The sequence below is a fragment of the Ruegeria sp. BHSA162 genome (genome assembly GCF_059613385.1).
The window spans coordinates 1-11,648 of record NZ_JBXWSK010000099.1 but is presented as its reverse complement, the minus strand read 5'-3'; the positions used below and the strand labels follow the sequence as shown (position 1 = coordinate 11,648).

Genomic DNA, 11,648 nt, shown 5'->3' with positions numbered 1-11,648 from the left:
TTGAACGAGTGGTGGAGCTGTTGCTGTCTCTGCTGCCCGCCTTCAAGGCCGAGGGCAAAACGCACCTGTCGGTCGCCTTCGGCTGTACCGGGGGTCAGCACCGCTCGGTCGCGATGGCCGAAGCGGTCGCAAAAGCCCTTGCAGAGCAGGGGCAGCCGGTGGCAATTAGACACCGCGAGATGGAACGTCGATCGTTGAATGTGAGGCCGGATTGATCGGAATTGTAATCGTGGCGCATGGCGGATTGGCCCAGGAATACCTGGCGGCCATGCAACACGTCGTGGGCAAGCAACCCGGCCTTGTGGCAGTGTCGATCGACGCTGATCATGATCGCGAAGAAAAGCAGGCCGAAATCTGTCGGGCCGCGGATGCTGTGGATGTCGGCGACGGTGTTGTTGTCGTGACCGATCTGTTCGGGGGCAGCCCCTCGAATCTCAGCCTGCGCGCCTGTGCGCCGCAGGACCGTAGAATTCTTTACGGCGCTAACCTTCCGATGCTGATCAAACTGGCCAAAAGCCGCCAACTTCCGGTCGGGGACGCCGTCCGTAGGGCTATGGAGGCTGGACGAAAGTACATCAATGCGCAAAATGTGACATTGGACTGACATCGGATCGATTGAATATGGCCACCAAAAGCTTGAAAATCATCAACGAAAAGGGCTTGCACGCGCGCGCTTCAGCCAAATTGGTCGAGGTAGTCGAAGGGTTTGACGCCCGCGCCGAAGTGTCCAAAGACGGCATGTCCGCGTCGGGTGACAGCATTATGGGCCTTTTGATGTTGGCGGCTTCGCGTGGAACGACTATTGACGTCGAAACGTCCGGGCCGGATGCTGAGGCGCTGGCAGATGCGCTGGAAGCATTGGTGAACGACAAGTTCGGCGAAGGTTTCTGACGCAGGGCACTGCCACAAAACAAGAACGGGAAGACCAGGAATTGGCGGAAACCACGCACGATACCAAGACCAACACGGTGGTGGCCGAGACCGCGGAAGCGGGCGAAATCTACGACCGCCGTACGCTGACCTACGCAAATTCGTTTGACGACGCCTGGACCTCGACGGCCATCAAGGCGATCGAATGGTGCACAGGCAAGCTGACCATTCTGCGCATGGTCAACAAGTTCGAAAAGCAGAATGAAAAGTATCGCGGCCAGAAATTCTGGGGTGGTGCCCTTGGTATCATGGGAATCGACCTGACCACGCCCGAACACCAGATTGCGCGCATTCCGAAAGAGGGGCCCGTTGTGGTGGTGGCCAATCACCCGCATGGGATGGTGGACGGCATGATCCTGGCCGAGTTGATCGGACGGGTGCGCCAGGACTATCGCATCCTGACCCGCTCGGTTCTGACCGGACTGGATGAAGCCGCGACATCGTTCATGATCCCGGTCCCGTTTCCACATGACCCCGAAGCCCAGAGCAAGATGCTTGAGATGCGGGGCAAAGCGATGGAGCACCTCAAGAACGGTGGTGTCGTCGCGCTGTTCCCATCCGGGGTGGTGATGTCTTCGGACACGTGGTTCGGCCCGGCTCAGGAACGCGAATGGAACGTGTTTACCGCCAAGATGATCCGGCGATCCGGTGCCAAGGTTCTGCCCATCTACTTCCCCGGCAGCAATTCGCGCTGGTACCAGATTGCCAACAAACTATCGGCAATTTTGCGTCAGGGACTTCTGCTGCACGAGATCGTCCGGTCCTGCAACAAACCGGTCGGCCCCGTGATCGGAGAGCCGATTTCGGACGAGGACATGAAACTGCTCGAACGCGACCCGCGCGGATTCATGACCTGGCTCAGAAAACACACGCTGGGCTTGGCGCAGTCACCACAAGCCTGATCCACCGTTCATTGGCGCGAAAAAATCGCGGGCGAGCGGGGCGGTCTCTTGACGGCTTAGCGCGTCGGGACCGGAACCTCGCCACGGTAGTCATAAAACCCGCGATCGGTCTTGCGGCCCAGCCAGCCGGCCTCGACGTATTTCGTCAGCAACGGGCAGGGGCGGTACTTTGTGTCCGCCAACCCATCATGGAGGACGTTCATGATGGCCAGGCAGGTGTCCAACCCGATGAAATCGGCCAGTTCCAGCGGACCCATGGGGTGATTGGCGCCCAGCTTCATGGACTGGTCGATCGACTGAACGCTGCCGACCCCTTCATACAGAGTATAGACGGCCTCGTTGATCATCGGCATCAGGATGCGGTTCACGATGAAGGCCGGAAAATCCTCGGCGCTGGCGGCGGTTTTGCCCAACCGATCCACCACGGCCTTGCAGGTGGCAAAGGTTTCTTCGTCGGTGGCGATACCGCGAATCAACTCGACCAATTGCATGACAGGAACCGGGTTCATGAAGTGGAACCCCATGAAACGCTCCGGCCGATCCGTCCGGCTGGCTAGCCGTGTGATCGAAATGGACGAAGTGTTCGACGTCAGGATCGTGTGGGCCTGCAAATGCGGCTGCAGATCCTCGAAAATCGCCTGCTTGATGGCCTCACGTTCGGTCGCGGCTTCGATCACGAGGTCCGTCTGGCCGATCTCCGGAAGATTCAGCGTGGTCTTGATCCGCTGCAGTGCGGCCTGCATATCGTCGTCACCGATCTTGCCGCGTGACACCTGACGAGCCAGGTTGCCCTTGATCGTTTCAATGGCAGCATCCAGCGCATCCTGGCTGATGTCGTTCAGCAGAACGTCATACCCTGCCAACGCCATCACATGGGCGATTCCGTTGCCCATCTGGCCCGCGCCGATTACTCCGACTGATTTCACGTCCATATTGAACTGCCTTCCGCATCAAGGTTCAGGGGGACATTATCGGCAGTCCGGGTTGGGCGGCAAGGGGTTGGGACCGGTCCAATTCGCTTCAAATGCGCACATTAGAGTTTTCTAAACACCTAAGGCCGCAGAATGGCAATTGGGTGAAGAAAATGGGTGGCTGACATGAGTTATCATGAGTCGGGCGCGACCGGTGTCGAGGAATCCTTCTGCCGGTACGGGGCGTCAAAACTGTGGTTTCGCGGGCCAAAGCGTGCGTTGCAGGTACCATATGTGGCCTGCGTCGGCGGCACCGAGACATTTGGTCGGTTCGTCGATTCTCCGTTTCCTGCCGTGTTGGAGCAACGGCTAAAAAAGAAGTGTCTGAATCTGGGCAGTCTGTTCGCAGGTGCCGAGGGTCTGTCGCGGGATCCGGAAATCCTGAGCCTTATGAATGGCGCCGAGGTTTGCGTTCTGCAACTGCCATCGGCGCTGAACCAGTCCAACCGGTTCTACCGTGTTCATCCCCGACGCAATGATCGGGTACTCGAGGCGACCTCGGACCTTTCCGCGTTGTACCCCGAAGTTGATTTTGCCGAAGTGCACTTTGTGCGGCACCTTATGTCCAGGTTGTCGGCGTTTTCGGACGCACGGTTTGAAGTGGTGGCCGCCGAGTTGCGGCGGGCTTGGGCAGAGGCTCTTCACACCCTGTTGGACAACGTCACCAGCCGGGTTCTGCTGCTGTGGCTGGACTGGGATCACAGCCCGGCAGTCGGGCTGGATGCGCGGGGGGTATCTGATCCGGTGCCAATTACACAGGCCATGATTGATGGGGTGTCGGATGGAGGGGTGGCAACCGTGAAGATGACGGTGCGCCCTTCAGGTGCTTCGAATGATCTCGAGGACATGCTGTTCGGCACGATGCAGCAACCGATGGCGGAATATATGATCGGACCGGCCACGCACCGGGCTATTGCAGAACGTTTGCTGCCTGCGATCCGAGACCTCGAATGAAAAAGGCCCGCCGATTGGCGGGCCTTGATCGTTTCGAAGTCTGGACGTATCAGCCCAGTTTTTCGGTCAGTTCCGGCACGGCCTGGAACAGGTCCGCGACCAGGCCGTAGTCCGCGACCTGGAAGATCGGAGCTTCTTCGTCTTTGTTGATCGCGACGATGATCTTCGAATCCTTCATGCCGGCCAGGTGCTGGATCGCACCCGAAATACCAACCGCGATGTACAGATCGGGTGCAACGACCTTGCCGGTCTGACCCACCTGCCAGTCGTTCGGGGCATAGCCCGAGTCGACTGCCGCACGGCTGGCACCAACCGCCGCGCCCAGCTTGTCGGCCAGGGCTTCGATCAGTTTGAAGTCTTCTTCCGAGCCAACACCACGGCCGCCCGAGACAACAACGCCGGCCGAGGTCAGTTCGGGACGGTCGCTTTCGGCGACCTTGTCCTCGACCCATTCCGACAGGCCGGGGTTTTCACCGACCGATACGGTCTCGACCGGGGCCGATCCACCTTCGCCGGCCGCATCAAAGCTGGCCGTACGGAAGGTGATGACCTTCTTGGGATCGTTCGACTTGACGGTCTGGATCGCGTTGCCGGCGTAGATCGGGCGCTCGAAGGTCGAGCCGTCCACCACGCCCGAAGCGTCCGAGATCACCATAACGTCCAGCAGCGCGGCCACGCGCGGCATCACGTTCTTGGCGTCGGTGGTGGCGGGTGCCACGATATGCTCATAGCCGTCGGCCAGGCTGACGATCAGCGCGGCGGTCGATTCGGCCAGGCGGTGGCCCAGCGACGGGTCTTCGGCGACCAGAACCTTAGATAAGCCGTCGATCTTGGCGGCAGCTTCGCCGGCAGCGGCGGCCGAGCCACCCGCGGCCAGAACGGTCACGTCACCCAACTGCTTGGCAGCAGTGACTGCCTTGGCGGTTGCGTCCATCGCCAGTTCGCCATTGTTGACTTCGGCAAGCAGAAGTACAGCCATTACACAGCCCCCGCTTCTTTGAGTTTCCCGACCAGCTCGTCGACCGAGCCCACGATGATGCCGGCGGCGCGTGCCGGCGGCTCTTCGGTCTTGACGACTTCGAGGCGCGGCGTGACGTCGACGCCGTAATCGGCGGCGGTTTTTTCGTCCAGCGGCTTTTTCTTGGCCTTCATGATGTTCGGCAGCGACGCATAGCGCGGCTCGTTCAGGCGCAGGTCGACCGTGATGATGGCCGGCATCTTGACGCTGATGGTCTGCAGACCGCCGTCAACTTCACGCGTGACCTTGGCGGTGTCGCCTTCGATGTCCAGTTCGGACGCGAAGGTGCCCTGGCTCCAGCCAAGCAGAGCCGACAGCATCTGGCCAGTGGCGTTCATGTCGTTGTCGATCGCCTGCTTGCCGCACAGAACCAGTCCGGGCTGCTCTTCCTCGACCACCTTGGCCAGGATCTTGGCGACTGCCAGCGGCTCGATGTCCTGGTGGACGTCGTCCGCCGCGACGACCAAGATGGCGCGGTCTGCTCCCATCGCCAGCGCGGTGCGCAGCGTTTCCTGCGCCTGCTTGACGCCGATCGAAACGGCCACGACCTCTTCGGCCTTGCCGGCTTCTTTCAGGCGGATCGCCTCTTCGACGGCAATCTCGTCGAACGGGTTCATCGACATTTTGACATTGGCGAGATCAACACCGCTGCCGTCCGCTTTGACGCGAACTTTAACGTTGTAGTCGATCACGCGCTTGACAGGCACAAGTACCTTCATTTTTGCGTACGCTCCTTACAAAAACGGCAAGCCGCAATGCGACTCCACCAATGCTCTCGTCGGCCTAGATAGCGCCTTGCGGGGCGTCGGGACAGGGCAAAATCGTCACGTCATGTCGTGGGGACGTCGCGTTTCACGCTTTTTGACGTGAAGGAACGAAAGATTGTTACCCGGCCGATGGGCGGTTTTGCCGCGCCGGATGGTGTGAAAACGCATTCAAGAAGCACGGGTTTCAGCGGTTCGCGCCCGCTCTTTGGGCCGGGGCTTCGCCCTTCCGGTCGCCCCAACGTCCGCTGTACGTTGTGCCGCTTTCAGCGGTTCGCGCCCGGAACCCACAAGACGTCATCGCGGCCGCCGTTGTTGGCGCAGCGGGCTGCCACGAAGAACCAGTCGCTGAGGCGGTTGAGGTATTTCACCGCGGCCTCGTTCACCGGTTCCATGTTGGTCAGTTCGACAGACAGGCGCTCGGCGCGCCGCGAGACCGTGCGGCAGACATGAAGATGCGCCGCCAGCTTTGATCCGCCCGGCAAGATGAAGCTGCGCAACGGCTCGAGGTCGGCATTCATCGCGTCGATTTCCGATTCCAGACGATCGATCTGGGCCGGGGCGATCCGCAGGGGCGGGTAGTCGGCCTCGGCGTCTTTTTCCATGTCGGGGCGGCACAGGTCAGCGCCCAGGTCGAACAGATCGTTCTGGATGCGGGCCAGCGCCGCATCGACCTCGCCCTCGGCCTCGGTGCGGGCCACGCCGACAAAGGCGTTCAGTTCGTCCACCGTGCCATAGGCCGCCACGCGGCCCGAGTATTTCGCAACCCGTTCGCCATTGCCCAGCGCGGTTTTGCCGTCGTCGCCGGTGCGGGTGTAAATCTTGTTCAGAACGACCATCTACTGCACTCCCTGTCCACGCAGATAGACGTAGAGCACGATCAGCACCACGGCAATGAATTGAAACAGGATGCGCAGCCGCATCATCTTGTTGCTTTTCTTGGCAGCCGCCATGCCGCCCTTGCCGAAATTGGATATGCCGATGGCCAAAACAACGACGACCGCCGCCATGGCCAAAAGAAGTACGCCCATTAGAAGGTCCATGAACTCACCGTCCGCATTTGTTGTATCCTTTGCGCACCATCTAGCGGGGCGGCCCGCGAAAGCGAACGGGTAATTTCGTCTCAGATACCCGAAAGGATGCGGTCTATCGTGCCCGTTGGCAGAATGCGGCGCAGATAACCCGCGATATAGGTCGGTGTGGTCACGTAGTATCGAGCCTTGGGCGACTTTGCCTCGAGCGCGCGGGCAAGTTTTTCGGTTACCGCAGACGCCGGCAGCTCGAACCGGTCGGGACCCGAGTCTTCGTACAGACGTTTGAGCAGCGACCCCTCATACTTGTCGCGCAGGGCCGAGTTTTCCCAATCTATGAACCGTTCAAAAACCGGTATGGCTTTTTCGCGCAGTTTAGAGGTGATGGGACCGGGTTCAATCAGCACCACTTTGATGCCGGTGCCGCGCAGCTCCAGCCTCATCGTATCGGTCAGGCCTTCGATGGCGTATTTCGTGGCGACGTAGGCACCGCGCCAGGGAAAGGCGACCAGGCCCAGTACCGACGAGTTCTGCACGATGCGGCCATGGCCCTGTGCACGCATGACGGGTATCACCTGGCGCGTCAGTTCGTGCCAGCCAAAAACGTTGGTCTCGAAGATATGGCGCAACCCGTCGGTGGGCACATCTTCGATCGCGCCGGGCAGCCCATGGGCACCGTTGTTGAACAGCGCGTCCAACGTGCCGCCCGTTGCTTCGAGAACACTGGCCAATCCCGAAGTGATCGTTTCGGCATCGGTATAGTCGATTCTTGGGCTGTCAAAGCCCTGAGCCCTCAGCCTGTCGCAATCGCGCTGATGTCTGCAGGCGGCAAACACGCGCCATCCGCGTGCACGCATCCCGTGTGCCGCGTCCAGACCAATGCCGGATGAGCATCCGGTGATGAGGATGGATTTCTGCATGTATGCCCCAAAGTCGTCCTCGGCAAAAACTATTGCGAGGATCGGCCTCCGGCAATGACGGCATCACGTCAATTTGTGCTTTTTCGGATCAACGAGGAGGAAATCCAGCCAACCTGTTGCTCGGGCAACACGCGCAGGCGCAGCCAACCGGTTCCGGACTCGCTCAGAACTTCGACCTGCTGACCCATCCGCGCTTTGCCGATGATCGGATAGATCGTGCCGGGGCCGTCGCGCATGTTCACGCGGGTGCCGGACACGATGCGGATGTCTTTCGGCGGCTCTGCGGGTGCAGGGGCGGCTGCCGTTTCCGGTTCGGCGTCGGTGTCCAAAACCTGGACGGCCGCGTTTTCATCCAGCGACGCCAGCGAAAAGGTGCCGCCGGTATTGTCGAAACTGGACAGATCAGAATTCAGACCGGCCGCGATCTGCGCTAGCAACGCCTCGGTATCGACGGCATCGGCGGCGGGGATCGGTTCCGGCTTAGGTTCGGACGGCTTGGCGGGGCGCAGGGCCACTTTCGTCACAAGCTCGGTTGCCGGGGAGGGGACCAGTGGCCTGGGCTCGGGTTTCTCAGCTGCCGCAACGACGGGTGGTGCCTCGGCGCGGGTTCCGCGCGGTTCGAATTCGGATCCACCGCTCATAACGTAGAAGAACCAGCCGAGCATGGCAAAAGTAACAAGCATAAGGCGCGTCATGGCGCATCCCCCGGTAATCATAACAACAAGAAAAAGGCAGCATTCAATTGTTGGGATCCTACCATAGTTCGGGTCCCGAGTCGAAAATCGGGGGAAATCGCCGGGTTGGCTCCCCCTGTTGCAAAAACCCCGACTTGTCCCCAGCAAAATATGCCTTGGTTGCTTTACCACGCGCGCCGGGCGTCGTATCACATCATCTATGAACGACACAATCGACGACCCCAACATGGAGGCCCCCGACGCTGGGGGCGAGGTGGCCGAACCGCTGCGCCGGGCAATTGGCGAGCGTTATCTAACCTATGCTCTCTCCACCATCATGCACCGCGCGCTGCCGGATGCGCGCGACGGGCTGAAGCCGGTTCACCGGCGAATCCTCTACGCTATGCGCGAGCTGCGACTCAGCTCCTCGGGCGGGTTCCGCAAGTCGGCCAAGATCTCGGGTGACGTGATGGGTAACTATCACCCGCACGGGGACGCCGCGATCTATGACGCGATGGCGCGTCTGGCGCAGGATTTCAACGTCCGCTACCCGCTGGTCGACGGGCAGGGGAATTTCGGCAATATCGACGGCGACAACCCGGCGGCCTCGCGCTACACCGAGGCCCGGATGACCATCGTTGCCGAGGCGTTGCTGGAGGGGCTGAACGAGGACGCCGTCGATTTCCGCGACAACTATGACGGCACGCTGACCGAACCGGTCGTCTTGCCGGCACAGTTCCCGAACCTTCTGGCCAATGGCGCCTCAGGCATTGCCGTGGGCATGGCGACGAACATCCCGCCCCACAACATCGCCGAGCTGTGCGACGCCTGTCTGCATCTGATCAAGACGCCCGACGCGCGTGACGACACGCTGCTGAACTATGTGCCGGGGCCCGATTTCCCAACGGGCGGCGTAATCGTAGAACCGGCCGAGAATATCGCGCAGGCTTATCGCACCGGGCGCGGATCGTTCCGGCTGCGTTGCAAATACGAGGTCGAGGATCTGGGCCGCGGCCAGTGGCAGATCGTGGTCACCGAGATCCCGTATCAGGTTCAGAAATCCAAGCTGATCGAAAAGATCGCCGAGCTGATCCAGACCAAAAAGATCCCGATCCTGGGCGATGTGCGCGACGAATCCGCCGACGACATCCGCCTCATCCTCGAACCGCGCTCCAAGAACGTGGACCCCGAGGTGTTGATGAACATGCTGTATCGTAACTCGGATCTCGAGGTGCGGTTCAGCCTGAACATGAACGTGCTGATCGACGGGGTGACGCCCAAGGTCTGTTCGATGAAGGAAGTACTGCGCGCCTTCCTCGATCACCGGCAAGAGGTGCTGCTGCGCCGCTCTCGTCACCGCATGGCCAAGATCGACCACCGGTTGGAGGTGTTGGAGGGCTTTATCGTTGCCTTCCTGAATCTCGACCGCGTGATTGATATCATCCGCTATGACGACGATCCCAAGGCCGCGCTGATGCGCGAGAATTGGGGCATCGACCATGTCCGCGCCACCAGCGAGGCCGACTATGTCTCGCCCAAGCCGGGCGAGGGCGAATTGTCCGAAGTTCAGGTCGACGCGATCCTGAACATGCGCCTGCGCAGCCTGCGTCGGCTCGAAGAGATGGAACTGGTCCGTGAGCGTGACGCGCTGATGGAAGAGCGCGCAGAACTCGAGGATCTGCTGGCGGATGAGGGTCTGCAATGGGCCAAGATCGCCGAGCAGCTGAAAGAGACCAAGAAGACCTTCGGCAAGGATTATGAGGGCGGCGCGCGTCGAACCCGCTTTGCCGAAGCAGGCGAGGTCGAGGACGTACCGCTTGAGGCGATGATCGACAAGGAGCCGATCACGGTCGTCTGCTCGCAGATGGGCTGGATCCGCGCCATGACCGGCCATATCGACCTGAACCGCGAGCTGAAGTTCAAGGACGGCGACGGGCCGCGGTTCATCTTCCATGCGGAAACCACCGACCGGCTGCTGGTCTTCGCATCGAACGGGCGGGTCTACACGGTCAGCGCCGCGAACCTTCCCGGTGGCCGGGGAATGGGTGAGCCGCTGCGCCTGATGGTCGATCTGCCCAACGAGGCGCAGATCGTCGATATCCTGATCCACAAGCCGGGGCGCAAATTGCTGGTTGCTTCGGATGCGGGCAACGGGTTCATGGTGCCCGAGGACGAGGTGCTGGCCCAGACCCGCAACGGCAAACAGGTGCTGAACGTCAAGGATGACGAGCGCGCGGTGATCTGCAAGCCGATCGAGGGCGATCACGTCGCTGTGGTATCACAGAACGGCAAGTTTCTGGTGTTCCCGGTCTCCGAACTGCCCGAGATGACGCGGGGCAAGGGCGTGCGTCTCCAGAAATACAACATGGCGCGCGGGCGCCAGGGCACGCTGGAGCTGGATGGCGGCCTGTCCGACCTGACGACGTTCAACTGGGAGGACGGTTTGAAATGGTCAATGGGCGGCGACAAGACGCGGCATGAGGCAGATATGTCTCAATGGCTGGCAAAGCGCGCAAGCGTCGGAAAAAAACCGCCCTATGGGTTCCCGCGCGATTACAAGTTCTCGTGATCGTGCGCCGACCACGGTGGAAATCTGCCGATACGGCTTGGCACATGCTGCATCGGTGCGCTAGATCAAAGAAAAACAGGCCTATCGAGACGAGACAATGCTGCGCATTCTTACCCTGATTACCGGACTGGCCCTGGTGGGCGCCTGCACGCAGACGCAACTCTATGAAGAACCGGAAGATCTGGGTGAATTCAAGCTGCGTGTGAACTATGCGTTTGCCGACAAGGCCGTCCAGGGGCCGGTGTCTCGTGACGCGACGCCCCAGGAATGGACCGAAGCGATCCAGAAGGCCGTCGATATCCGCCTTGGTCGCTATCAGGGCTCGCAGGAGTATGACATCGGGATCAGCCTCGAAGGTTATATGCTGGCGCCTCCTGGAATTCCGGTGATCTACAACCCCAAAAGCACAGCGATCGTTCTAGTCAACGTCTATGATGTTGGCAAGAAAGAGTTTCTGGCCAAGGGCAAGCAGTTCCAGGTCCTCGAAGATACCACCGGTGGCAGCGCTCTGAAGGGCTCGGGCAACGAACGCACCAAAGAAGAGCAGATGAGCGGTTTGGCACTGAAAGTGGCCGACCGCGTCGAGGAATGGCTGGCTGAAGAGCACAAGGACAACGGGTGGTTCGACCTGCGCCCCGGCCTGATCCAACCGATTGAATCCGGGCAGGCGGTACAAAACCCGGCATAGTTTTGAGGATTTCCCTCAGGAGGTGCTTGATTTTCCGCTTTGAACCAAATATCTCGCGCGCGCAGATGTAACCACGGGACCAAGGGTCCCCCAAATCGCAAAAGGGCGCCTGAGGAATGGCAAAGGAAAAGTTTGAGCGTAATAAGCCGCACGTCAACATTGGCACGATTGGCCACGTTGACCACGGCAAGACGACGCTGACCGCAGCAATCACCAAGTATTTCGGC

15 protein-coding genes are annotated in these 11,648 nt (G+C 60.4%); 8 read left to right on the top strand and 7 right to left on the bottom strand.

The window, feature by feature from the left end; translation table 11 throughout:
- The 4 genes from AC2FM5_RS17865 to AC2FM5_RS17850 all read left to right on the top strand — a co-directional run.
- On the top strand, positions 1-215 hold a 215-nt coding region (locus AC2FM5_RS17865), incomplete at its 5' end, for a RapZ C-terminal domain-containing protein (protein WP_496737199.1).
- Entirely contained in the window at positions 212-604 is a 393-nt protein-coding gene (locus AC2FM5_RS17860) for a PTS sugar transporter subunit IIA (RefSeq protein WP_093965293.1), read from the top strand. The genes AC2FM5_RS17865 and AC2FM5_RS17860, both read left to right, overlap by 4 nt.
- 17 nt (positions 605-621) lie before the next feature.
- Positions 622-891 carry an HPr family phosphocarrier protein gene (locus AC2FM5_RS17855; RefSeq protein ID WP_170343440.1) on the top strand — a complete coding sequence of 90 codons (270 nt, stop codon included), beginning with the start codon at positions 622-624 and terminating at the stop codon, positions 889-891.
- A gap of 41 nt (positions 892-932) precedes the next feature.
- Positions 933-1,832, top strand: coding sequence for a lysophospholipid acyltransferase family protein (locus AC2FM5_RS17850; RefSeq protein ID WP_496737196.1), 900 nt, complete (start codon positions 933-935; stop codon positions 1,830-1,832).
- A 56-nt stretch (positions 1,833-1,888) separates the two neighbouring features.
- On the opposite strand, the gene AC2FM5_RS17845 is transcribed toward AC2FM5_RS17850, so the two are convergent.
- Positions 1,889-2,764, bottom strand: a complete 876-nt coding sequence (locus AC2FM5_RS17845; RefSeq protein WP_496737194.1) for a 3-hydroxybutyryl-CoA dehydrogenase — start codon at positions 2,762-2,764, stop codon at positions 1,889-1,891.
- 165 nt (positions 2,765-2,929) lie between these two features.
- On the opposite strand from AC2FM5_RS17845, the gene AC2FM5_RS17840 reads away from it, so the two are divergent.
- A complete protein-coding gene (locus AC2FM5_RS17840; protein ID WP_496737192.1) occupies positions 2,930-3,757 on the top strand; it encodes a DUF6473 family protein in 828 nt (275 codons plus the stop codon).
- Between the two features lie 49 nt (positions 3,758-3,806).
- Here AC2FM5_RS17840 and AC2FM5_RS17835 read toward each other — a convergent pair whose 3' ends face one another.
- The 6 genes from AC2FM5_RS17835 to AC2FM5_RS17810 form a co-directional block, all read right to left on the bottom strand.
- Entirely contained in the window at positions 3,807-4,736 is a 930-nt protein-coding gene (locus AC2FM5_RS17835) for an electron transfer flavoprotein subunit alpha/FixB family protein (RefSeq protein WP_496737190.1), read from the bottom strand.
- Positions 4,736-5,494, bottom strand: a complete 759-nt coding sequence (locus tag AC2FM5_RS17830; protein WP_093965302.1) for an electron transfer flavoprotein subunit beta/FixA family protein — start codon at positions 5,492-5,494, stop codon at positions 4,736-4,738. The genes AC2FM5_RS17835 and AC2FM5_RS17830 overlap by 1 nt, the downstream gene beginning before the upstream one ends.
- Before the next feature lie 311 nt (positions 5,495-5,805).
- Positions 5,806-6,378, bottom strand: a complete 573-nt coding sequence (locus AC2FM5_RS17825) for a cob(I)yrinic acid a,c-diamide adenosyltransferase (RefSeq protein ID WP_093965304.1) — start codon at positions 6,376-6,378, stop codon at positions 5,806-5,808.
- Positions 6,379-6,582 carry a twin transmembrane helix small protein gene (locus AC2FM5_RS17820; protein WP_093965306.1) on the bottom strand — a complete coding sequence of 68 codons (204 nt, stop codon included), beginning with the start codon at positions 6,580-6,582 and terminating at the stop codon, positions 6,379-6,381.
- Between the two features lie 80 nt (positions 6,583-6,662).
- Positions 6,663-7,490, bottom strand: coding sequence for an SDR family NAD(P)-dependent oxidoreductase (locus AC2FM5_RS17815; protein WP_170541967.1), 828 nt, complete (start codon positions 7,488-7,490; stop codon positions 6,663-6,665).
- A 68-nt stretch (positions 7,491-7,558) separates the two neighbouring features.
- A complete protein-coding gene (locus AC2FM5_RS17810; RefSeq protein WP_254429028.1) occupies positions 7,559-8,185 on the bottom strand; it encodes an SH3 domain-containing protein in 627 nt (208 codons plus the stop codon).
- 199 nt (positions 8,186-8,384) lie between these two features.
- Here AC2FM5_RS17810 and AC2FM5_RS17805 point away from each other — a divergent pair, with 199 nt between their 5' ends.
- The 3 genes from AC2FM5_RS17805 to AC2FM5_RS17795 form a co-directional block, all read left to right on the top strand.
- Entirely contained in the window at positions 8,385-10,733 is a 2,349-nt protein-coding gene (locus tag AC2FM5_RS17805; RefSeq protein ID WP_170367984.1) for a DNA topoisomerase IV subunit A, read from the top strand.
- A 97-nt stretch (positions 10,734-10,830) separates the two neighbouring features.
- Positions 10,831-11,421, top strand: a complete 591-nt coding sequence (locus AC2FM5_RS17800; RefSeq protein WP_170361569.1) for a hypothetical protein — start codon at positions 10,831-10,833, stop codon at positions 11,419-11,421.
- Positions 11,422-11,537: 116 nt separating this feature from the next.
- The coding region (locus AC2FM5_RS17795; protein WP_170611170.1) for a GTP-binding protein at positions 11,538-11,648 on the top strand (111 nt) is incomplete at its 3' end.